Below are 20,680 nucleotides of genomic sequence, written 5' to 3'. Positions count from 1 at the left end.
GTCATCGCGAGCGGGAGGTGCCCCCAGCTCGCGGGACTAATCCGCGACGTCGATCACCACCTTGCCCAAGACCTTCCGGTCCGCCACATGGCGCAACGCGGCCGCGGTTTCGGCCAGGGAAAACCGCGCCCCGATGTACGGCCGGATCCCGCCGGAGGCGAACAGCTCCGATAACTCCCGCAAGTCGCGGGCGGCGTCGTCGGGGTGGTCGGTTGTGAAGGTGCGGATCTCCATGCCCCGCACGCAGATGTCTTTGAGCAGAACGAGATTGAGCGGGATGGCCGGGATCGTCCCGGCGGCGTAGCCCAGGGTGACGAAGGTGCCGCCCCGCGCCAGCCCGCGCAGCGCGGGCTCCGCATACGAGCCGCCGACGGGGTCGAGGACCACCCGGGCGGCGTCGCCGGTAAGCTCGCGGATGCGCGACTTCAGGTCCTCGCGGTCATAGTCGACGGTCGCCTCGGCGCCTCGTTGCCGGCACAGCTCGAGCTTCTCGGGGCTCGACGCCGCGGCCAGCACCCGTGCCTTCATGGCGACGGCCAGGTCGACCGCGGCCAGCCCGACGCCGCCCGCCGCTCCCAGCACGACGACCCAATCCCCCTCTGTCACAGCGGCCGTCGAGCGCAGCGCATGGTAGGCGGTGCGGTAGGTCACGCCGAATGCGGCGGCCGACGCGAAGTCGGCGTCGTCGGGGATGAGCGCGGCCTGGCTCGCGTCCAGCAGCGCCCGTTCGGCGAACGCGCCGAAAGTGGTCCCGGACACCCGCTGCCCCGGCTGGAACCGCGCGCCTTCACCGGCGGCGATCACCTCGCCGGCGACCTCGTTGCCCGGTATGAATGGCGGCGGGATCTTGACCTGGTACTTGCCGGCGATGAACAGCACGTCGGGGAAATTGACCGCGGCGGCGTGGACCTGCACCAGCAGCTGCCCGGGGCCCGGCACCGGATCGTCGACGTCCTCGAGAACCAGATCTTCCGGGGTGCCGTAGGTACGGCAGACAACGGCGCGCATCAACCAACCCCCAGACCGCGCAGACAGAATTCCACCAGGTGTGCGATGTCGTCCGACGTGGGCCGGCCGGCCGAGCCCATGTATCGGCGCATGGTCGAGGCGGTGCAACTGAACACTGCCTCGACGTCCCGCTCGACGTCGTTGCTTCCCAGCGCCGCAACGGGTTCCACGAGGAGGTTACGCAAGGGCCGCATCATCTCCTGGTCCGCCGCCCGCCAGTTCGTGCCGGCCGACATCTGGCCGGCGGCCGCGCGCGTCATGCTGATCAGATGCGGGTCCGCCACCTGCGCGAGCGTGCCCTCGATCCAGCGCGCGACCTGATCGCGCGGCTCTCGCTCCTTGGCCATCTGGTGCTCGAGGTAGGACACGACGATGCCAATCCCACGCTCCATCACCGCCAGGATGAGATCATCCTTGCCGGCGAAATAACGGTAGAACGCCTTGTTCGACGAGCCGGCCTCGGCGACGATGTCGCTGACCCGCGGCGGCTCGGGCGCGACCCGTTCCATGACGCGAACCGCGGCGGCCAGGATGCGCTCCACCTCTTCGGTGGCTTCTCGCTGGCGGTCGTCCAGCGCCCGCTCGACCGCCGCGGTCACCCTGCTGCTCACGGCGAATCGGGCAGCGCCGGAACCCGATCCACCAGGTCGCCGTACTTGGTGCGTGCGGCCTCCCGCCGGATGTCCATCAGTTCGCTCGGCCACTCGGCGTCCTCGGCCTCGTATCCCTTGAGCAGCAGCCGGGCCAGGTTGACCTTGTGGGCCTCGGTCGGCCCGTCCGCCAGCCCGAGCGCCACCCCACCGAGCAGCACGTTGACCAGCGGCAGTTGATCGGTGGTGCCGAGCGCGCCGTGCACCTGGATCGCGCGCAGCCCAATCGATTTGAGCACCTGCGACGCCAGGATCTTGCAGGCGCCGATCTCGGCGCGCGCCGCGTGCTCGCCGGCGGTGTCGATCAGCCACGCCGCGTGCAGCACCGCCAACCGGAATGGCATCAGCTCGGTGTAGGAGTCGGCGATGAATTGCTGCACGAGCTGCTTGTCGGCCAGCGAGCTACCTTGCGTGAAGCGACTTTTCGCGCGGCGAGACATCATCTCCACCGCGCGTTGGGCGATGCCGATCGACCGCATCGCGTGATGCAGCCGCCCGCCGGCCAGCCGGGTCTGCAGAATCATGAAGCCCTGGCCGGGTTCGCCCAGCAGCGCATCCGACGGCACCCGCACTCCCTCGTAGTGCACCAGGGAATGCCCGGGTTCGTGCGGTAGCGCGCCGACCAGGTGGTGGGTGGCCTCGATGGTCAGCCCCTCGGTACCGGCGGGCACCAGGAACGTCGAGGCGCCGCGGTGGACGGGCACGTCGGGGTCGGTGATCGCGACGACGATAAAGAAGGAGGCGACGGAGGCGTTGGAGGAGAAGTACTTTCGCCCGGTGATCACCCAGTCGTCGCCGTCGCGGAAGGCACGCGTCCGAAAGACGCGGGGATCGGCGCCGCCCTGCGGCTCCGTCATGGAGAAGCACGAGAAGATCTCCCCGGACAGCAGCCCGGAGAGATAGCGGTCCTTTTGCTCCTGCGTTCCGAAGCGGGCGATGATCTCGGCGTTGCCGGTGTCGGGTGCCTGCGTGCCGAACACGATCGGCGCCCAGGGGCTGCGGCCCAGAATTTCGTTGATCAACGTCAGCTTCACCGCGCCGAAACCCTGGCCGCCCAGCTCGGGACCCAGATGCGGTGCCCACAAGCCCTTGTCGCGGACCTGCTGTTTGAGCGGATCGATGATGCGCCGGCGCTCGTCGTTGAGCGGCAGGAACTCGCAGCCCGGGAACAGCACTTCGAGGGGTTCCACCTCTTGGCGGACGAACCCGCGGACCCAGTCGATCTTCTCTTGGAATTCCGGCTCGGTGGAGAAGTCCCAAGACATTCGAATGCTCCTATTCGCTCATCGGCGGCGACCCGCCGCGTCAGGGAATGCCACCGTCGGCACGCAGAATCGAACCGGTGGTGAAACTGGACGCGTCAGACGCCAAAAACAATGCTGCCCCCACGATTTCAGCCGGGTCCCCGGCACGCTGCAGCGCTAGGTGCTCGAACGGCTTGCCGTGGGAAGACTCGAGGTTCCACGCCTTGCTCACGTCGGTCAGGAACGGCCCGGCCATCAGCGTGTTGACCCGCACCGACGGCCCGAAGGCCTTCGCCAGCGCTTCGGTCATGGCGTTGAGCCCGGCCTTCGCCGCGGCGTAGGGGACGATGTCGGGAGTGGGGCGCAACGATCCGGCCGTGCTCACGTTGATGATGGACCCGCGGCCGGCGGCCACCATCCGCTCGCCCACCAACGCCGACAACCGGAACGGGCCCTTGAGGTTGAGGTTGACGACCGCGTCGAACAGTTTCTCGGTGACGTCGGTCAGCTTGTCGTAGAGGGGGGACATGCCGGCGTTGTTGATCAGCGTGTCGACCTTGCCGAACCGGTCATAGGTCGCCTCGACCAATCCGTCGAGCTGATCCCACCGACCGACGTGCACCTGATACGGCATGGCGGAGCGCTGAGTTTCGGCCTCGATTTCCTTGGCCGTGGTGACGCAGTTGTCCATGTTGCGGCTGGCGATCACCACGTCGGCGCCGCAGCGCGCCGCGCCGAAAGCCATCTCGCGGCCGAGTCCGCGGCTGCCGCCTGTGATCAGCACGACGCGGTCGGTGAGATCGAAAAGCCGGTCGGCATAACCCATTTCAGTGCGTCCTGGCCAGCTCGGCCGCTGTGGCGATCAGCCGCGGGATCATCGCCCCGAAGGCGTCTTTGATCTTGGGGTCGACCTTGCCGGTCCGCACCCCGGCGGCATAGGTCTTCTCCAGCACGATGCCCAGCTTCCAGTTGGCCAGCACCAGGTAGTAGTCGATGTTCTCGGTGGAAAGCCCGCTGACACTTTCGTAGTGCGCGAGCAATTCGCTGCGATTCGGCATGCCGGTCATGTCCAGATAGAAGCCGTCGGTGCTCGGCTCCTCGCCATCGTAGCCCAGCAGGCACCACGCCAGGTCCAGCAGCGGATCGCCGACCGTCGTCATCTCCCAGTCCACGATCGCGGCCAGCCGCGCCGGCTCCCCGTGCGCGAACATCACGTTGGCGAACTGGTAGTCGCCGTGCATGATGCCCGGCTGGTAGCTGGCGGGCCGGTTGTTGCGCAGCCAGTCGGCGGCCTCGTCGAGGCCGGGCAAGTCGCGCACCTTGTAGGCGTCGAGGAAGGTCAGCCAGCGGTCGACCTGGCGCTCGTGGAATCCGTCCGGGCGGCCGAAGCCCTCGAGCCCCTGCGCGCGCCAATCCACCCGACCGAGCTTGGCGGCGCCCTCGACGAGTTGGAACGCCAGGCCGCGCCGGGCGTCGAGGTCGGTGTCGAACGGCGCCTCCCACCCGCCGTCCATCGGGCTCCACCCGTCGATGGCCTGCATGACGTAGAACGGCATGCCGAGCACGGTGCCGGTGTCGTCGGCGGCGATCAGCGCCGCGTGCGGGACGTCGGTGCCCGACAGCGCTCGCACCAGGCGGATCTCGCGCAGCAAGCCGTCGATGCGCGCGGCGTCGGCGCGGGCGCCGGGCATCCGCAGCACCATCCGCTCGCCGCCGCGGTCGAGCAGGTACAGCGTGTTCTGCGAACCTCCCTTCAGCTGCTCCAGGCGCGGTTCCTCCCCGCCGCCCGGCGCGTCGTTCGCATCCAGCCAGCGAGCAAGAACACCCGCGTCCAGTTGGGACTGACCCACCGTCGTCATCCGCACACCCCACTCTCTGGGCGGAGAATAGCATTCTCCATCGCGTGCCCCGGGCTAATCCGGTTTGTGAGCGATCAGCAGGAAGCCGGGAGCCAGAAAGTGACCTTCGCCGTCATGCTCGACATGCGACGCCATGTCCGGGTCTGCCGCGAGCGCGCTCGCATTGCCGTACAGCCTCGCGGGGCGGATGTCATCGACCCGCCACAGCCGCCCGACGGCCTCACGCAACTCGGTCTCGGCGAAGCCATGTGGCGCGCCCCCGTGGGCGTCGCCCAGCGCCCCGGCGGCGAAGGCCAGGATGTAGAGCGCCGCTTTAGGGGCGGCCGCCCGGAAGATGGACTGCAGATAATCCTGGCGCTTCTCCGGCGCCAGCGCGTGGAACAGCCCGCTGTCCAGGATGGTGGAGAAGCGGCCGTCATACCCACCGAAGTCCGTGACATCGGCCTGTGCGAAGGTCGCCGTGGTCAGCCCTCGTTCCGCGGCGGCCATGGCCGCGGCCTCGATCGCGGTGGGGCTGGCGTCCAGGCCGACAACCGTGTAGCCCCGCTCGGCCAGCGCCAGCGACACGGCGGCATGGCCGCAGCCGGCGTCCAGCACATCGCCGCGGATCTTGCCTTCGTCGATCAGCGCGGCCAGCTCAGGCTGCGGCCGTCCGATGCTCCATGGCGGTGGCGTTTCCTGGCGGTACGCGGCGTCCCAATCCATGTTCGGCTCGGTCATTCGTCCTCCTCGAGATCGGCCTTCCCCTGTGTCCATTTTGCGGGGGCCGGTCTGAAATGCTTTGAATGAACACGTCGCGCTGACCCACAGACAGGAACAAACCCATGCAATTGCTTCTGGTCCGGCACGCGCTGCCGTTGCGCAGCGAACACGGCGAGGGCTCCGACCCGGACCTGTCGGACGAGGGATTGGCACAGATCGAGCGACTGCCCAAGGCGCTGGACCGGTTTCCCATCTCCCGGGTGGTGAGCAGCCCCCAGCGGCGCGCCATCCAGACGGCCGAACCGGTCGCGGCGGCGCTGCAGCTCTCCGTCGAGATCGACGACCGATTCGCGGAATACGACCGCGACCTTCCCCTGTACATCCCCGTCGAGCAGATCCGCCAGGAAATGCCCGACGAGTGGGCGCGCCTGGCGCAGGGGCACCTGCCCAGCGCGGTCGACGAAGACGCGTTCCTCGGCCGGGTGCGCGCGGCGGTCGACGACCTCGTCGCGTCCGGCGAGCCCGACGACACCGTCGCGGTGTTCAGCCACGGCGGGGTGATCAACGTGCTGCTGCACCAGATCCTGGGGACTTCCCGGCTGCTGTCCTTTCCCGTCGACTACGCGTCGATCACCCGGCTGCTGTTCTCGCGATCCGGTCAGGCGACGGTGGCGGGCGTCAACGGCGTCGAGCACGTCTGGGACCTGCTGCCCCGAAACCAACGGTGGTGAGCCAGGGCGGCGTTCCGCGGTGGTAAACAAGTCCGGTGACTTCAGCTGACCAACTCGAAGGGCTCGACCTGGGCTCGCTGGACTCCTACCTGCGTTCGCTGGGTATCGGGCGCCACGGTGAGTTGCGCGCGGACTTCATCTCCGGTGGCCGCTCCAATCTGACGTTCCGCGTGTACGACGACACGACCAGCTGGCTGGTGCGGCGCCCGCCGCTACACGGGCTGACCCCGTCCGCGCACGACATGGCGCGCGAGTACCGGGTGGTCGCGGCGCTCCGCGACACAGCCGTTCCGGTGGCGCGGGCGATCGCGCTGTGCGAGGACGACTCGGTCCTGGGGGCGCCGTTCCAGATCGTCGAGTTCGTCGCCGGCCAGGTGGTGCGCCGACGCGCCCAGCTGGAAGCCTTCAGCCACACCGTCATCGAGGGTTGCGTCGACTCGCTGATCCGGGTCCTCGTCGACCTGCACAACGTCGACCCCGAGGCCGTGGGCCTGGCCGACTTCGGCAAGCCCAGCGGCTACCTGGAGCGCCAGGTGCGGCGCTGGGGCTCCCAGTGGGCATTGGTGCGGCTGCCCGACGACCGCCGCGACGCCGACGTCGAGCGCCTGCATTCCGGTCTGCGGGAAGCCATTCCGCAGCAAAGTCGCACGTCGATCGTGCACGGCGACTACCGAATCGACAACACCATCCTGGACGCCGACGACCCGACGAAGGTGCGCGCCGTCGTGGACTGGGAGCTGTCCACCCTCGGGGACCCGCTGTCCGACGCGGCCCTGATGTGCGTGTACCGCGACCCGGCGCTGGACTTGATTGTCAACGCGCAGGCCGCCTGGACGTCACCGCTGCTGCCGACGGCCGACGAGCTGGCCGACCGGTACTCGCTGGTCGCCGGTTTGCCGCTGGCGCACTGGGAGTTCTACATGGCGCTGGCCTATTTCAAGCTCGCCATCATCGCCGCCGGCATCGACTTCCGCAGGCGGATGTCGGACCAGGCTCACGGGATGGACTCCGACCACATGCCGGAGGTCGTGGCACCGTTGATCTCCCGTGGGCTGACGGAGCTGGCCAAGCTGCCCGGCTGAGTGTGCGACCACGGCTTCAGGTGCGTTGACGGCTTCGAGTGTGCGTCCACGGTGGCTGCGCGGCCGTTTTTCCGCCCTGGGCCCACAACCGAAGCCCAGCGCGCACACCCGATGACCTAGCGCGACGAGGCCGCGTGGTGCTTCTTGGCGGCGCGGCGCAGCTGCAGGATTCGGGCGGTGCCGACGGCCACCGTGATCAGCCCGCCGACCACCGCTGCCAGCAGGATGGCCACCCCCAGCGGCAGGCTCCAGTGCCAGCCCAAGAACGTAAATGGTGTCGGCGCCGTGTTCTGGGTGATGAAGATCAGCAGAAGAATCAGAATCAGGAAGCCGGCGATCAGGGACGACCACAGCGCACCGGCGCGGGTGAAGCCGATGGCCGGTTCCTTGGGCGCCGCGCCCGTTTTGGGCGCCGCGGCGGGCTTGGGGGGAGGCTGGCTGGGCGAGGCAGGGGTTTGGCTGCTCATAGTGTCATCTTTGTCCCATCCGGCACGGAATGAAACCAAACCGCGCAACCGGTCCGCTTCGTCCCGGCGGACGGCCGAGTCTGGCGTTAGTGTCGGCGGTATGAGGATGCCATCGCGCCCGCGCCGCGCGATCATCCAAGCGGCGGTCTGGCTCGCGGCGGTCAGTGTCCTGGCGGCGTGCAGCAGTTCGGACCCACTGGGCGCCGAGGTCCGCAGCCTCAAGTCCATCGTCGTGGGGTCCGGCGACTTCCCGGAATCACACATCATCGCCGAGATCTACGCACAAGCGTTGCAGGCCAACGGGTTCGAAGTCGGACGGCGGATGGGGATCGGCAGCCGGGAGACGTATATCCCTGCGCTCAAAGACCATTCGATCGACTTAGTGCCGGAGTACATCGGTAACCTGCTGCTCTACTTCGCGCCCGGGTCGACGGCGACCATGCTCGGTGCCGTCGAGCTGGAGCTCGACCATGAACTCCCCGGCGACCTGGCGATCCTGACGCCCTCGCCGGCCACCGACACGGACACCGTGACCGTGACCGGCGAAACCGCTAATTCCTGGAAGCTGAAGACGATCGCCGATCTGGCGGCGCATTCGGCGGACGTGCGGTTCGGGGCGCCCTCGGCGTTCGCGAGCCGTCCGGCCGGCCTGCCGGGGCTGCGGCAGAAGTACGGGCTCGACATCAGGCCGGGCAACTTCGTGGCCATCAACGACGGCGGCGGGGCGGTGACCGTGCGCGCTCTGGTGGAAGGAAGGGTCAACGCCGCAAACGTTTTCACCACGTCCCCCGCCATTCCGCAGAACCATTTGGTGGTGCTCGAAGACCCGGAGCACAACTTCTTGGCCGGCAACATTGTGCCGCTGGTCAATTCGCAGAAGAAGTCGGACCGGCTCAAGGAGGTGCTCGACGCCGTGTCGGCGAAGCTGACCACCTCCGGAGTGGCCGGACTCAACGCCGCGGTGGCGGGAAACTCCGGCGTCGATCCCGATCAGGCCGCGCGGGACTGGTTGCGAGACAACGGCTTCACTCATGCGGTCGGCCAATGATCGTCTTTGACAACGTCAGCAAGGCATTCGCCGACGGCACCAAAGCGGTGGACCGGCTGAGCCTGGTGGTCCCGAACGGGAAGATGACCGTCTTCGTCGGTTCCTCGGGCAGCGGCAAGACGACGGCGCTGCGCATGGTTAATCGCATGATCGAGCCGACATCAGGCGCCATCACCGTCGACGGGGTGGACGTGTCCACCCTCGACCCCGTGCGGCTGCGCCTCGGGATCGGCTACGTCATCCAGCATGCCGGCCTGATGCCGCACCTGCGGGTGATCGACAACGTCGCAACGGTTCCGGTGCTCAAGGGGCAGTCCCGCCGGGCGGCCCGCACCGCCGCCTACGGGGTACTCGAACGGGTCGGGCTGGACACCAAGCTCGCCACCCGCTACCCCGCGCAGCTGTCCGGCGGTGAGCAACAACGCGTCGGCGTGGCGCGCGCACTGGCCGCCGACCCGCCCATCCTGTTGATGGACGAGCCGTTCTCGGCCGTCGACCCAGTGGTCCGCCTCGACCTGCAGAACGAAATCCTGCGTCTGCAAAGCGAATTGCACAAGACGATCGTATTCGTCACCCATGACATCGACGAAGCGCTCAAACTCGCCGACCAGGTCGCGGTGTTCCGGGCCGGCACGTTGCAGCAGTACGACGAACCCGCGCGGCTGCTGTCGCGGCCGGCCAACGACTTCGTCGCGAGGTTCATCGGCCTCGGCCGCGGCTATCGATGGTTGCAACTGATCGACGCGACCGGCCTGCCGCTGCACGACGTGCGATGCATACCCGCCGACGGCCTGCCCGAGACCCTTGCCGACGGCTGGGCGGTCGTGGTGGACGGCGCCGGCGCGCCGATGGGTTGGTTCGACGCCAATGGCCTGCGCCGCCACCGATCCGGCGCGTCGTTGTCGGACAGCATGAGCGGCATCGGCTCGTTGTTTCGTCCCGGCGGCAACCTCAGCCAGGCGCTGGACGCGGCGCTGTCGTCGCCGTCGGGGGTGGGCCTCGCCGTGGACGAGCGCGGCAGGGTCATCGGCGGTGTGCTGGCCGGCGACGTGCTGGCCGCGGCGGACACCCGACGGCGGGGGTAGGGATGCACTACCTGCTAACCCACCTCGCCGACGCCTGGGCGCTGACCGTTGTCCACCTGCGCCTGTCGTTGGTGCCGGTGCTGATCGGACTGGCGCTCGCCGTCCCGCTGGGCGCAGCGGTGCAGCGTGCCCCGGTTGCCCGGCGGCTGACGACGGCCACGGCGAGTGTGGTGTTCACCATCCCGTCCCTGGCGCTGTTCGTGGTCTTGCCGATGCTGATCGGGACCCGCATCCTCGACGAGGCCAACGTCATGGTTGCGCTGACGGCCTACACCGCGGCGCTGCTGGTGCGGGCGGTGCTCGAAGCGCTGGACGCGGTTCCGGCCCAGGTGCGTGACGCCGCGACGGCGGTGGGCTACTCGGCGCTCACGCGCATGCTCAAAGTGGAACTGCCGCTGTCCATTCCGGTGTTGGTGGCGGGCCTGCGGGTGGTGGTGGTCACCAACGTAGCGATGGTCTCCGTGGGCTCGGTGATCGGCATCGGCGGGCTGGGAACCTGGTTCACCGAGGGCTACCAGGCCAACAAGAGCGACCAGATCCTGGCCGGCATCATCGCGCTCTTCGCGCTGGCGACCGCCATCGATGCGTTGATCGTGGTGGCCGGCCGGCTCATCACGCCGTGGGAGCGCGCGGCGCGCCCGCCGCGTCGGCGGTCGGTCGTGGCCCCGATCGTGGGTGGCGCGCAATGAACTTCGTGCAGCGGGCCATCGCCTACCTGTTGACCGCCGACAACTGGACCGGCCCGGTCGGGCTCGCGGCGCGCGTCTTGGAGCATCTCGAGTACACGGCCGTCGCGGTGGGCGCCTCGGCCCTGATCGCCATCCCCGCCGGGCTCATCATCGGGCACACCGGGCGCGGCACGCTGCTGATGGTGGGCGCTGTCAACGGGTTGCGTGCGCTGCCGACGCTGGGCGTTCTGCTGCTCGGGACGCTGCTGTTCGGGCTGGGCATGGGGCCGCCGCTGGTCGCCCTGATGCTGCTCGGTGTCCCGGCCCTGCTGGCCGGCACCTATGCGGGAATCGCCAATGTCGACCCGACCGTGGTCGACGCCGCCCGCGCGATGGGTATGACCGAGGCGCAGGTGCTGTGGGTGGAGGCGCGCAATGCGCTGCCACTGATCCTGGGTGGGCTGCGCAGCGCGACGCTGCAGGTGGTCGCCACCGCGACGGTGGCGGCCTACGCCAGCCTCGGCGGGCTAGGCAGATACCTGATCGACGGAATCAAGGAGCGGGAGTTTCACCTCGCCCTGGTCGGCGCCTTGATGGTGGCCGCGTTGGCATTGGCGCTCGACGGTCTGCTGGCGTTGGCGGTGTGGGCGTCGGTGCCGGGCACCGGCCGCCTCCCCGGGGCTGCCGGCCGACCCGAGCACCGGGCAGGTACGTCGCGGTTCGCGGGGACGCTTTACGGTAGGTGAGTGAACACAGATTCCTCTGATTCGACTCGGCGCGTGTGGCAGGCGATGCTCACCTGGCGTGCACAGGACGTATCGCGGATGGAATCGGTACGAATCCAGGTGTCCGGCAAGAGGATCAGGGCCAACGGCCGCATCGTTGCGGCCGCCACCGCAACCAACCCGGCGTTTGGCGCGCACTACGACCTGCAGACCGACGAGTCCGGCGCCACCAAGCGGCTCGGGATGACCGTCACGCTGGCCGAACGGGAACGCGTGGTGTCCATCGCGCGCGACGAAGAAAACATGTGGCTGGTCACCGACCATCAGGGCGAGCACCGCGCGGGGTACAACGGCGCGCTCGACTGCGACGTGGTGTTCAGCCCATTTTTCAACGCGTTACCCATCCGGCGGCTCGGCTTGCACGAGCGGGCGGACTCGGTCACGTTGCCCGTGGTCTACGTCAACCTGCCCGACATGTCCATCACGGCGGACCTCGTGAGCTACACCAGCTCCGGCGCCGGCGACGGCATCAAGCTGCGCTCCCCGGTCGCCAACACCACCGTGACCGTCGATGAAGAGGGATTCATCGTCGACTACCCAGGCTTGGCAGAGCGGATCTGATCACCCCGCCCGCACGGCCGGCGGCGGCCAATTCCTCGCGCCAGTTCTCGGCGCCGATGACGATGTGGAAGATGTCGGAACGCGGGAAGCTGTCGTAACGCGTGCGGGCGGCGTGGCCGGCCTCGACGAGCTCGGCCACCGAATGGTTGGTGACCAGCGACTCGCGGGCCCGGGTCAGCAGCTCGATGACCCGGTCGGCCGCCGGCACCAACTGGTCGGAGTTGCCCTCGCACATCGCCCGCACCAGGTCGGGGGCGGTGGCCGCGACCCGCGTCCCGTCCCGGAACGATCCGGCGGCCAGCGCGAACGCCAGCGGGACTTCCCCGCCAATGACCGCCAGCGCCTCGGCGAGCAGGTGCGGCAGGTGCGAGATGGCGGCCGCCGCGGCGTCGTGCTCGTCGGACTTGGCCGGCACCACCACCGCGCCGCAGTCCAGCGCCAGCGTCATCACCATCGACCACACCGCGGGGTCGACGTGGTCGTCCACGCTGATCACCCAGGGCGCCCTGGTGAACAGGCCGGGGTGGCCGGCGTGCCAACCCGAATGAGCCGTGCCCGCCATCGGGTGACCGCCCACGAAACGCTCCTGCAGACCCGCCGCAACGACCTCGTCGAGCACCGCCCGTTTGACGCTGGTGACGTCGGTCAACGGGCAGGCCGGGGCCAGCTCGGCGATGTGGGCCAGCATGCCGGCCATCGCCGGCATGGGTACCGCGAGGACGATCAGTGCGCCGGTGTCGGCGGCGCGGGTCAGCGTCGCGGTCAGGTCGGTGGTGGCGTCGAAACCGTCGGCGGTGGCCCCGTGCGCACCCTCCACGGACCGGTTGTAGCCGAACACTTCCCGGCCTGCCGCCGTGACGGCCCGCATTATCGAGCCCCCGATCAGGCCCAGCCCGAGCACGCACACCGGTGTTTGAGGAACAGGGCTGGCCACAGACCAAGGTTGGCACATCCGCCGACGGCGGTGGTCCAGATGTCGCCGCGCCGCCGGGGTTCGTGTCGCGCCGTCTGGTCAGGTGGCCTGGTCAGCGACTACCGTAAGCGGCCATGGGAGCACAACGGGCCCCCGCCCAAGGCCCGTCCGCCGATACGCCGGACGGTTTCGGCGTAGCGGTCGTGCGCGAAGAGGGCCAGTGGCGGTGTTCTCCAATGGCCCGAAAATCGCTGACGAGCCTCAAGGCCGCCGAGACGGAGCTGCGGGAATTGCGCAGCGCCGGCGCCGTGTTCGGGCTGCTCGACGTGGATGACGAATTCTTCGTGATCGTGCGCCCCGCGCCGTCGGGTACCCGGCTGTTGCTGTCGGACGCCACCGCCGCGCTGGACTACGACATCGCCGCCGAAGTGCTGGAGAAGCTGGATGCCGACATCGACCCGGAAGACCTGGAGGATTCCGACCCGTTCGAGGAGGGCGACCTCGGGTTGCTGTCCGACATCGGGCTGCCCGAGGCGGTGCTGGGCGTGATCCTCGACGAGTCCGACCTGTACGCGGACGAACAGCTCGGCCGGATCGCGCGGGAGATGGGCTTCGCCGACCAGCTGTCGGCCGTGATCGACCGCATCGGTCGGTGATCGCGAGCGCGGCGGTGGAGCCGGGCGATGGGGGCACCTCCCGCTTGCGGGGGACGGGTCGCCGCCGTCCGGCCCGGTCGGTGATCGCTGACGAAGACCTGATCCGCGCCGCGTTGTCGGTCGCTGCGACGGCGGGTCCCCGCGACGTGCCCATCGGGGCGGTGGTCGTCGGCGCCGACGGAACCGAACTGGCCCGCGCGGTCAACGCCCGCGAAGCCCTGGGTGATCCCACCGCGCACGCCGAGATCCTGGCACTGCGGGCGGCGGCCGGCGCGCTCGGCGACGGCTGGCGGCTTCAGGGCGCCACGCTGGCGGTCACCGTCGAACCGTGCACCATGTGCGCCGGCGCTCTGGTCCTGGCCCGCATCGGCCGGCTGGTGTTCGGCGCGTGGGAACCCAAGACGGGAGCGGTCGGATCGCTGTGGGACGTGGTGCGCGATCGGCGGCTCAACCATCGCCCGGAAGTGCGCGGTGGCGTGCTCGCCGAAGAGTGCGCCGCACCGCTGGAGGCCTTCTTCGCCCGCCAGCGATTGGGGTGAGGGCCCGACAGTTCGGTAAGCTGCTCGGCGGTGGCGTGTCCGAGCGGCCTAAGGAGCACGCCTCGAAAGCGTGTGACGGCTAACACCGTCCGAGGGTTCAAATCCCTCCGCCACCGCCATTGTGATGTGTCAAGACATCGGAATAGGTCCGAACCCTCGTTTAGGGTTCGGGCTTGTTTTTTTGGGCGGCCTGTTTTGGTGGCACGGGAGGCCGTCTCATGCCTTGGCAAAGCAGTACATTCGGTATTCCATGGGACCCCCACTTTGCAGGTCCTGGTGCGTCCTCCAGACCAGCTGGTAGCCGCGGGTCGCGGCAAAGCGGTGCGCGAACGCCGGCACGGCCGCATCGACCACCGTCACCCACCACTGCGCGTTTTTCTCCATCCCGCGCACGACCTCCGAATTGATCACCCGCTGCGAGAGCATCCGCATCGGCGCGTCAGCCAGTTGCGCCTCCCAGACGGCACAGCCCTCAGTGAGGCGGAAATCGGCGTACAGAAAATGACCCCCCGGGCGCAGCACGCGCGCCACCTCGGCGAGGAAACAGGGAAACTGGGCGTAAAGGTGTGAGGACTCGATGTTTAGCACCGCGTCGAAGGATCCGTTGGGGAAAGGCAGGTTCTCGGCGTCCCCTTGCACGAAGTCCAGCCCGGCCAGGCGGTGTCTCTCCCGGCAAAACGCGATACCGGCCGAGTTCAAATCCAGCCCGGTATACGAGGCCGGATGCAAGGCGCGCATGAGGTACGAGGCCCCACCGCCGTGGCCGCAACCGACCTCCAGCACCCGCTTACCGGCGAGGTCTACCTGGGTTGCGGTGCGGTGATAAAGCTGGACGCAAAACCGGTTGGGCTCGTCGGAGGGCGACAGCGGTACGCCCATCGGCGGATCTTCTTCGTAGCCATAGTTGAGGAACACAACGTCTTCGGCGGAAAGCTTGCGGGTCAAGTAGCGGTACAAAAACTTCTGATAAAGAAACTCGTGAATATACTGCGCGTACTTCTCATTGAGCTTGCAGAGAAGCAGCCCCCGAAAGTCGCGCTCTTGACCCTGGAGCGCCATGGGCGGGAGCATAGCAAAAGCCGGCCATGGTGCGGTCCTGATCGCAGCAAACCGGAATTACTAATTCAGATCCGCGTATGAACCATGTCCGGGTCGTGGATTCGGGAATTACCCCGCTAATTGGCAGCCCGGTGGTAGGCGTCAAGCCTGGGACCCGGCCAGCTTCCGGGTCGTCAGGGCTTCGGTATCCCGGAAGGGGCGGCCGTCGGGCCCGAGCAGGTCGTGGAACCAAACTTTCGGAATCGCCGTGTACGGGTGGTCCCACGATTCCCAGGGAAAGTAGGTCTGTGTCTTTCCGGCAACCAGACCCCAATTGATCGCACCGACGTTGTGGCGCTTGGCAACTGGCAGAATTCCCTCGACGGTGCTGCCCCGGGGCCGGGCCATGTACTCGGTGCACAGAATCGGTCTGCCCAGCGGGGCAAGCTCGCCGATCCGCGACTCGAAGCCCGCGGGCTCGGCGTAGGAATGGAACGTGATCACGTCGGCGTTGGCGAGCTGGATATCGCTGATTGCGCTGCGGCCCTGCGGCTGTCCCCAATCACCGCGCCACACGCCACTCGTGAGCGGCTGACTGGGATCGACCGCGCGCGCCCAGCGGAAGACCTGGGGGAGCAGGTTAGCGACCAACTGATCCTTGTCGCCGCGCTCGGCGTTCTTGTACTGGCGCGCCGGGTTGTCGGGCTCGTTCCACAAGTCCCAGCCGAGAACGCGGTCGTCGTTGCGGAATTGGGTCAATACGGCGGTGACGTAGTCGCGCATGACGCCGGCATAGCGGGGGTCGCCGAGCCGTTCGGCGCCCGGGCTCTGCACCCAGCCGGAGTTGTGCACCCCGGGCCGCGGGGGGCGTTGCCGGCCGGCCCTGGGCGCCGGGTCCCAGCACGAGTCGAAGAACACGAACAGCGGTTTGATCCGATGGCGCGCTGCGATGCCGACGAACTGCGCCAGCCGCGTTTGGAAGCCGCGCTGGTCCTGGGCCCACAGCTGATCGTGAAGGAACACCCGCGCGGTGTTGTGCCCGTAGAACCGGGCCCAGCCGAGCTCGGTGTCGATGCGGCGGGGGTCGAAGGTGTCGGCCTGAAACATCTCGAGCTGGTTGATGGCGTTGGAGGTGATGTAGTTCGATCCGACCAGGAACCCTTGCGCCTGATACCAGCGGTTGGCGCGATCGGCGGACCAGCGGCCCGGTTCCTCCGCGGAGGCGCGCGGGGCTCGCGCCAGCGCGGTGCCCGCTGCCAGCAAAATTGGCAGCTTGAGGGCCGTTCTTCGTTGCACGATGTGACGATAGGTTTTCCGGGCATTTTCCCCGGGATTTCCTCAGCGCGTCGCACCGGCTTGACGTGGGAATTGTTACCCCATCGTCACCTGGCACCGGTTCCTGCCCGGCCAACCATTCCCCAGCACAAATTTTGTAGACAACAATAGTTGCCTATTGCTACTATCGCCTCACGACATCATTCGATGTGTGGAGGAGTAGCCCGTGCAGGCACTGTCATTCGATCCGGCCGCCGCCGGCATCGGGTCCGACGTCGTCCGCGGCGCCATGCAGGGCCTGCAGGCCGGTGTCACCGCATCGCCATCGACCACCGCCCTGGTGCCGGCCGGGGCCGACGAGGTGTCGGCGCAGGCGGCCCTCGCGTTCGCCGCCGAGGCCACCGCGTTTCTGGCGCTGAACACGGCGGCGCAAGAAGAGCTGGTCCGCACGGGCACGGCGGTACTCGACATCACCCGCATGTACTCGGAGGTCGACGCCGCCGCGGCCGGCAGCGTGCTTGGCCTCCGCCCGCCGGCCACCTACCCGCTGGCGGGGTAGCCAGCTACCCCGGCGCTGGACAGGTTCGCCACGGCGCGGACGGCAAAGTTACTTCAAACTTCACCCCCGAGAGCGCGATACTGAACCTGTGCCCGATCGAAACGTTTTAGGTGGTCCGCTGGAACCGTGCGGCACAGAACCACTTACCGGTTTCTACCGCGACGGCTGTTGCTCGACGGGACCCGAGGACCTCGGCCGGCACACGATCTGTGCGGTGATGACCGCCGAATTCCTGGAGCACCAGCGTTCCATCGGCAATGACTTGCTGACACCGGTTCCCGAATACCGGTTCCCCGGGCTGCTGCCCGGCGATCGCTGGTGCGTCACCGCGCTGAACTGGCTTCGCGCGCACCAGGATGGCTGCGCGGCGCCCGTGGTGCTGGCCTCCACGCATGAGCGCACCCTCGAGGTGGTGCCCCTGGAGGCGCTGCAGGAGCACAAGGTCGACGTGCCCGACGACTTGGCGAACCTGTAGGGCCCGCCCGGCGTTTGGCGTCTGTGTCATATTCTCTTCCGACGACGCGTCGAAAAGAGGATCCGGTGGGCTCTGCCGTTGACGACATCGACTTCGACGACCTGATCGCGCCCAAGCTGACCGACGTCCAACGCCAGATCCTGGAATTCACCGAGGCCAAACTCGTCGACTTCGACGTCGACCGGATGCTCGCGGAGGCGGTCGAGCAGGCGGGAACCGATGACCTCGACGACGTCGACGGCTTCGGTGACCGGCTCGCCGCGCACGTCGCCGCGATCGAAGCCGACCGGGGCCTGCGTCAGCTCACGCGCTCCTCGCTGCGGGAGCGAGTGGTGCGCCTGCTGCGCAACCGGTTGTCACTGACCGACCTCCTCAAGCGGTATCCCGAAATCGAGGCCATCCCGATAGAGAAGCCCTTCATCGTCGTCGGGATGCCGCGGTCCGGCACCACCCATCTGGTAAATCTCATCGCCGCCGACCCGCGCCGGCGGGCGTTGCCGTACTGGGAGAGCCAGGAACCGATCCCCGCCCGCGGGCAGGGCCCCGACATCTTCGGGGTCGACCCCCGTTACGCGCGAGCCAAATCCGAGCACGACGCGCTCATGGTCAGCGCCCCGGTCGTGGCCGCCATGCACGACCGATTCCCGGAGGCGATCGAGGAAGAAGTCGAACTGCTCGACCTGGACCTGGCCGCCTACGTCCTGGAATGGCATGCGCGCGTGCCGGACTGGCGCGACTACTACCTGGGGCTGGACCAAACCCGGCACTATGCATACCTGAGAAAAGTGTTGCAGGCGTTGACCTTCCTGCGCGGTCCGCGGACCTGGGTGCTGAAGAGCCCGCAGCACTGCGAGCAGCTCGGTCCGCTGATGGCGACGTTTCCCGACGCCACCGTGGCTTTCACGCACCGCGATCCCGTCGCCGTGATCCAGTCGGCGATCACGATGATGGCCTACTCCGACCGGCTGCGCCGAACCAGCATCGAGCCAGACTGGCTGCTGGACTATTGGAGCGACCGCGTGCACCGACTGCTCGGCGCATGCGTGCGCGACCGCGATCTGGTGCCGGCCGAACGCAGCATCGACATCGGCTTCCATCAGCTCAACGGCAACGAAATGCCGGTGCTCGAACGGCTTTACCGCTGCGGCGGCGTCGAATTGACACCGAAGGTGCGGGCTCGATTCCAGCAATACCTGGATGGCAATCGGCGCGGCAAACACGGCCGCATCCGCTACGACCTGCAGCGGCACTTCGGGATCACGGCCGACGAACTGCGCGGGCGATTCGACTTCTACTTCGACAAGTTCGACGTCCAGCCCGAAAGCTAGCCGGAAGGCAAACAGAGCGATGAGTTTCGAACCGGTCTACCGCAACAGGCCCGGCGCCGAAGCGATGCGGCCCGCCGCCGCCGAAAAGGCGGAGCAGATCGCGCCCGGACTGTGGTGCTCACCCGGGCTTTCCAATTCCTACCTGCTCACCACGACCGAGGGCCGGGTGATCGTCAACACCGGCATGGGCTTCGAGGGCCCGGTGCACCGCGCGAACTTCGATGCCGTCGACTCCTCGCCGGTGCGCTACATCGTCTTCACCCAGGGCCATGTCGACCACGTCGGCGGGCTGGACAGCGTGCGCGACCCGGACACGACCGTCGTGGCGCAGGCGAACTGGACGTTGTGGCGCGACGACAACGAACGCCTCATCCCGTATCGCGCCAGCCGCAGCGCCTTCGCGTTCAAGGACACCCTGGCGACCGGTATCCAAGCCATCCAGCGGCGCCTGGCTGGCACCCGGCTCGCCGGCCAGAGCGTTCCCGTCGTCGACCTCGACTTCGACGACACCTTGACCCTCGAGGTCGGCGACCGGCGGATGGAACTGATCTCCGTTCCCGGTGGGGAAACCACCGACTCACTGGTGGTGTGGCTGCCGAACGAGCGGATCTGCCTGTGTGGCAACGTCTTCGGCCCGCTGTTTGGGCACATTCCCAACCTGGTCACCATGCGCGGCGACCGGTACCGCGACGCGCTGACGGCCATCTCGTCGGTGGAGCGGGTGCGCGACCTGCAGCCCGAGGTCCTGGTGACCGGTCATTTCGAGCCGATAGCGGGTGCCGGGCTCATCCATGCCGAACTGACCCGGCTGCGCGACGCCATCCGGTACGTCCACGACCAGACCGTCGAGGGGATGAACGCCGGCAAGGACGTGCGGACCCTGATGCGCGAGATCGCGCTGCCCGCGGAATACGAAGTGGGGCAAGGCTATGGGAAGGTGGCCTGGGACGTGCGGGCCATCTGGGAGAACTACTCCGGCTGGTTTCACCACGAGTCGACCACCGAGCTGTATCCGGTCGGGTTCGACGCCGTGGCCGCCGACGTGGTCGAGCTGGCCGGCGCGGACGCATTGGTGGACCGGGCGCGGGAGCACCTCGCCGCGGGCCGCCCGCTGCAGGCCATCCATCTCGCCGAGCTCCTTTCGGCGGACCATGCGGGGGCGCGGGCCGTACTGCGGAACGCCCATGAAAAGCTTCTGGCCGGCAGCACGAACTTCTGGGAAAGCGCCTGGCTCAGAAACCAGATAGCGAGGAACTCATGACGGCGCGCGTCAGCTTCGACTTCACCGGCACCACGGCGCTGATCACCGGCGCCACCAGCGGGATCGGGCACGCGACCGCGGTCTTGTTCCGCGATGCCGGGGCGCGCGTCGCCGTCACCGGGACCAAGCCGGCGGCGGCGGACTACGAGGCCGACCTGTCCGGTATGGAGTATCACCGGCTGCAGATCAGCGACGCGGATTCGGTGGACGCGCTGGCGCAGAAGTTCGCCGTCCTCGACGTGCTGGTCAACAACGCCGGCGCCAATTTCCCTGGCGGCCTTGACGAGTCGAAGCCCGACGGGTTCGAGGCGTCGGTCGCGCTGAACCTCACCGGGCCGTACCGGTTGACGGTCGGGCTCTACCGCGCCTTGAAGGCGTCGACCGCGACCGGCGGTGCCAGCGTGGTGAACCTGGCGTCGATGTCTGCGCTGCGGGCCGTCCCGTTGGTCCCGGGATACGGCGCGGCGAAGGCCGGGGTGGTGTGTGTCACCAGGAACCTCGCCGTCAAATGGGCCGGCAAGGGGATTCGGGTCAACGCGGTGGCACCCGGCGCCATCGACACCCCGATGACCGCGCCCATGCACGGTTCGGCCGAACTGGTGGAGGCCGAGCTGGCGCACATCCCGTTGCGCCGCTTCGGTTCCGTCGCGGAGATCGCGCCGACCATCGCCTTCTTGTGCACCGAGCAGAGCAGCTACACCAGTGGCGCGGTATTCGTCGTCGACGCCGCGTCGGACTGCGTCTGA

At 68.1% G+C, this 20,680-nt stretch carries 24 protein-coding genes and 1 tRNA gene; 15 read left to right on the top strand and 10 right to left on the bottom strand.

Annotation, left to right across the window (positions count from 1 at the left end; genetic code table 11):
* Positions 1–36: 36 nt before the first annotated feature.
* The 6 genes from KXD96_RS02310 to KXD96_RS02285 are packed head-to-tail and all read right to left on the bottom strand — an operon-like array spanning position 37 to position 5,481.
* Positions 37–1,008: an NADPH:quinone oxidoreductase family protein gene (locus tag KXD96_RS02310; RefSeq protein ID WP_260742675.1), complete on the bottom strand. Its 972-nt coding sequence runs from the start codon at positions 1,006–1,008 to the stop codon at positions 37–39.
* Complete coding sequence (locus KXD96_RS02305; RefSeq protein ID WP_260742674.1) at positions 1,008–1,619, bottom strand: TetR/AcrR family transcriptional regulator; 612 nt, start codon at positions 1,617–1,619, stop codon at positions 1,008–1,010. Before KXD96_RS02305 ends, KXD96_RS02310 begins: the two co-directional genes overlap by 1 nt.
* On the bottom strand, positions 1,616–2,923 hold the full coding sequence (locus tag KXD96_RS02300) for an acyl-CoA dehydrogenase family protein (protein ID WP_260742673.1): 1,308 nt from the start codon (positions 2,921–2,923) through the stop codon (positions 1,616–1,618). The genes KXD96_RS02305 and KXD96_RS02300 overlap by 4 nt, the downstream gene beginning before the upstream one ends.
* 40 nt (positions 2,924–2,963) lie before the next feature.
* Entirely contained in the window at positions 2,964–3,728 is a 765-nt protein-coding gene (locus tag KXD96_RS02295) for an SDR family NAD(P)-dependent oxidoreductase (protein ID WP_260742672.1), read from the bottom strand.
* 1 nt (position 3,729) lies between these two features.
* Complete coding sequence (locus tag KXD96_RS02290; RefSeq protein ID WP_260742671.1) at positions 3,730–4,761, bottom strand: phosphotransferase family protein; 1,032 nt, start codon at positions 4,759–4,761, stop codon at positions 3,730–3,732.
* Positions 4,762–4,815: 54 nt separating this feature from the next.
* Positions 4,816–5,481, bottom strand: coding sequence for a class I SAM-dependent methyltransferase (locus KXD96_RS02285; RefSeq protein WP_260742670.1), 666 nt, complete (start codon positions 5,479–5,481; stop codon positions 4,816–4,818).
* A 104-nt stretch (positions 5,482–5,585) separates the two neighbouring features.
* On the opposite strand from KXD96_RS02285, the gene KXD96_RS02280 reads away from it, so the two are divergent.
* Together KXD96_RS02280 and KXD96_RS02275 are read left to right on the top strand one after the other, a co-directional pair.
* Positions 5,586–6,194 (top strand): histidine phosphatase family protein, encoded by a 609-nt coding sequence (locus tag KXD96_RS02280; RefSeq protein ID WP_260742669.1) that lies wholly within the window; start codon positions 5,586–5,588, stop codon positions 6,192–6,194.
* Positions 6,195–6,229: 35 nt separating this feature from the next.
* Positions 6,230–7,276, top strand: a complete 1,047-nt coding sequence (locus KXD96_RS02275) for a phosphotransferase family protein (RefSeq protein WP_260742668.1) — start codon at positions 6,230–6,232, stop codon at positions 7,274–7,276.
* A 116-nt stretch (positions 7,277–7,392) separates the two neighbouring features.
* Here the strand turns inward: KXD96_RS02275 and KXD96_RS02270 are convergent, their stop codons facing one another.
* Positions 7,393–7,743, bottom strand: a complete 351-nt coding sequence (locus KXD96_RS02270) for a lipopolysaccharide assembly LapA domain-containing protein (RefSeq protein WP_260742667.1) — start codon at positions 7,741–7,743, stop codon at positions 7,393–7,395.
* 100 nt (positions 7,744–7,843) lie between these two features.
* On the opposite strand from KXD96_RS02270, the gene KXD96_RS02265 reads away from it, so the two are divergent.
* From KXD96_RS02265 to KXD96_RS02245, 5 genes are read left to right on the top strand one after another with little or no spacing between them, the layout of a single operon-like run.
* Entirely contained in the window at positions 7,844–8,791 is a 948-nt protein-coding gene (locus tag KXD96_RS02265; RefSeq protein ID WP_260742666.1) for an ABC transporter substrate-binding protein, read from the top strand.
* Positions 8,788–9,876, top strand: a complete 1,089-nt coding sequence (locus KXD96_RS02260) for an ABC transporter ATP-binding protein (protein WP_260742665.1) — start codon at positions 8,788–8,790, stop codon at positions 9,874–9,876. Before KXD96_RS02265 ends, KXD96_RS02260 begins: the two co-directional genes overlap by 4 nt.
* Before the next feature lie 2 nt (positions 9,877–9,878).
* Positions 9,879–10,565: an ABC transporter permease gene (locus KXD96_RS02255; protein WP_260742664.1), complete on the top strand. Its 687-nt coding sequence runs from the start codon at positions 9,879–9,881 to the stop codon at positions 10,563–10,565.
* The gene (locus tag KXD96_RS02250) at positions 10,562–11,290 is read left to right on the top strand and encodes an ABC transporter permease (RefSeq protein WP_260742663.1); all 729 of its coding nucleotides are present in this window, start codon (positions 10,562–10,564) and stop codon (positions 11,288–11,290) included. Before KXD96_RS02255 ends, KXD96_RS02250 begins: the two co-directional genes overlap by 4 nt.
* Complete coding sequence (locus KXD96_RS02245) at positions 11,291–11,890, top strand: putative glycolipid-binding domain-containing protein (RefSeq protein WP_260742662.1); 600 nt, start codon at positions 11,291–11,293, stop codon at positions 11,888–11,890.
* Here the strand turns inward: KXD96_RS02245 and KXD96_RS02240 are convergent.
* Complete coding sequence (locus KXD96_RS02240; protein WP_260745171.1) at positions 11,853–12,797, bottom strand: prephenate dehydrogenase; 945 nt, start codon at positions 12,795–12,797, stop codon at positions 11,853–11,855. The genes KXD96_RS02245 and KXD96_RS02240 overlap by 38 nt on opposite strands.
* 140 nt (positions 12,798–12,937) lie before the next feature.
* On the opposite strand from KXD96_RS02240, the gene KXD96_RS02235 reads away from it, so the two are divergent.
* From KXD96_RS02235 to KXD96_RS02225, 3 genes are all read left to right on the top strand, one after another.
* The gene (locus KXD96_RS02235) at positions 12,938–13,459 is read left to right on the top strand and encodes a tRNA adenosine deaminase-associated protein (RefSeq protein WP_260742661.1); all 522 of its coding nucleotides are present in this window, start codon (positions 12,938–12,940) and stop codon (positions 13,457–13,459) included.
* Positions 13,460–13,539: 80 nt separating this feature from the next.
* Entirely contained in the window at positions 13,540–13,998 is a 459-nt protein-coding gene (locus KXD96_RS02230) for a nucleoside deaminase (protein WP_260745170.1), read from the top strand.
* Positions 13,999–14,027: 29 nt separating this feature from the next.
* Positions 14,028–14,117, top strand: a tRNA-Ser gene (locus KXD96_RS02225).
* 97 nt (positions 14,118–14,214) lie between these two features.
* On the opposite strand, the gene mtf2 is transcribed toward KXD96_RS02225, so the two are convergent.
* Positions 14,215–15,057: a fatty-acid O-methyltransferase Mtf2 gene (mtf2, locus tag KXD96_RS02220; RefSeq protein ID WP_260742660.1), complete on the bottom strand. Its 843-nt coding sequence runs from the start codon at positions 15,055–15,057 to the stop codon at positions 14,215–14,217.
* A 141-nt stretch (positions 15,058–15,198) separates the two neighbouring features.
* Complete coding sequence (locus KXD96_RS02215) at positions 15,199–16,332, bottom strand: cellulase family glycosylhydrolase (RefSeq protein WP_260742659.1); 1,134 nt, start codon at positions 16,330–16,332, stop codon at positions 15,199–15,201.
* Between the two features lie 205 nt (positions 16,333–16,537).
* Between KXD96_RS02215 and KXD96_RS02210 the strand changes: the two genes are divergently transcribed.
* From KXD96_RS02210 to KXD96_RS02190, 5 genes are all read left to right on the top strand, one after another.
* On the top strand, positions 16,538–16,870 hold the full coding sequence (locus KXD96_RS02210; RefSeq protein ID WP_260742658.1) for a PE domain-containing protein: 333 nt from the start codon (positions 16,538–16,540) through the stop codon (positions 16,868–16,870).
* An 88-nt stretch (positions 16,871–16,958) separates the two neighbouring features.
* Positions 16,959–17,345, top strand: coding sequence for a DUF2237 family protein (locus KXD96_RS02205; RefSeq protein ID WP_260742657.1), 387 nt, complete (start codon positions 16,959–16,961; stop codon positions 17,343–17,345).
* A gap of 65 nt (positions 17,346–17,410) precedes the next feature.
* A complete protein-coding gene (locus tag KXD96_RS02200; protein ID WP_260742656.1) occupies positions 17,411–18,673 on the top strand; it encodes a sulfotransferase in 1,263 nt (420 codons plus the stop codon).
* Between the two features lie 19 nt (positions 18,674–18,692).
* Positions 18,693–19,934 carry an MBL fold metallo-hydrolase gene (locus KXD96_RS02195; RefSeq protein ID WP_260742655.1) on the top strand — a complete coding sequence of 414 codons (1,242 nt, stop codon included), beginning with the start codon at positions 18,693–18,695 and terminating at the stop codon, positions 19,932–19,934.
* Positions 19,931–20,680 carry an SDR family NAD(P)-dependent oxidoreductase gene (locus tag KXD96_RS02190; protein ID WP_260742654.1) on the top strand — a complete coding sequence of 250 codons (750 nt, stop codon included), beginning with the start codon at positions 19,931–19,933 and terminating at the stop codon, positions 20,678–20,680. Before KXD96_RS02195 ends, KXD96_RS02190 begins: the two co-directional genes overlap by 4 nt.

It is taken from the genome of Mycobacterium sp. SMC-2 (assembly GCF_025263485.1).
In the GTDB taxonomy this organism is placed as follows: domain Bacteria; phylum Actinomycetota; class Actinomycetes; order Mycobacteriales; family Mycobacteriaceae; genus Mycobacterium.
Note: the sequence above shows the minus strand (reverse complement) of the source record. Positions and strands in the feature narration are given on the sequence as shown.

What these genes read in the sequence shown, in the direction of transcription:
- KXD96_RS02310 (WP_260742675.1), bottom strand. Translation starts at nt 1,008, where the DNA reads ATGCGCGCCGTTGTCTGCCGTACCTACGGCACCCCGGAAGATCTGGTT.
- KXD96_RS02235 (WP_260742661.1), top strand. Translation starts at nt 12,938, where the DNA reads ATGGGAGCACAACGGGCCCCCGCCCAAGGCCCGTCCGCCGATACGCCG.
- KXD96_RS02285 (WP_260742670.1), bottom strand. Translation starts at nt 5,481, where the DNA reads ATGACCGAGCCGAACATGGATTGGGACGCCGCGTACCGCCAGGAAACG.
- KXD96_RS02265 (WP_260742666.1), top strand. Translation starts at nt 7,844, where the DNA reads ATGAGGATGCCATCGCGCCCGCGCCGCGCGATCATCCAAGCGGCGGTC.
- KXD96_RS02260 (WP_260742665.1), top strand. Translation starts at nt 8,788, where the DNA reads ATGATCGTCTTTGACAACGTCAGCAAGGCATTCGCCGACGGCACCAAA.
- KXD96_RS02300 (WP_260742673.1), bottom strand. Translation starts at nt 2,923, where the DNA reads ATGTCTTGGGACTTCTCCACCGAGCCGGAATTCCAAGAGAAGATCGAC.
- KXD96_RS02190 (WP_260742654.1), top strand. Translation starts at nt 19,931, where the DNA reads ATGACGGCGCGCGTCAGCTTCGACTTCACCGGCACCACGGCGCTGATC.
- KXD96_RS02250 (WP_260742663.1), top strand. Translation starts at nt 10,562, where the DNA reads ATGAACTTCGTGCAGCGGGCCATCGCCTACCTGTTGACCGCCGACAAC.
- KXD96_RS02290 (WP_260742671.1), bottom strand. Translation starts at nt 4,761, where the DNA reads ATGACGACGGTGGGTCAGTCCCAACTGGACGCGGGTGTTCTTGCTCGC.
- KXD96_RS02270 (WP_260742667.1), bottom strand. Translation starts at nt 7,743, where the DNA reads ATGAGCAGCCAAACCCCTGCCTCGCCCAGCCAGCCTCCCCCCAAGCCC.
- KXD96_RS02255 (WP_260742664.1), top strand. Translation starts at nt 9,879, where the DNA reads ATGCACTACCTGCTAACCCACCTCGCCGACGCCTGGGCGCTGACCGTT.
- KXD96_RS02195 (WP_260742655.1), top strand. Translation starts at nt 18,693, where the DNA reads ATGAGTTTCGAACCGGTCTACCGCAACAGGCCCGGCGCCGAAGCGATG.
- KXD96_RS02280 (WP_260742669.1), top strand. Translation starts at nt 5,586, where the DNA reads ATGCAATTGCTTCTGGTCCGGCACGCGCTGCCGTTGCGCAGCGAACAC.
- mtf2 (WP_260742660.1), bottom strand. Translation starts at nt 15,057, where the DNA reads ATGGCGCTCCAGGGTCAAGAGCGCGACTTTCGGGGGCTGCTTCTCTGC.
- KXD96_RS02295 (WP_260742672.1), bottom strand. Translation starts at nt 3,728, where the DNA reads ATGGGTTATGCCGACCGGCTTTTCGATCTCACCGACCGCGTCGTGCTG.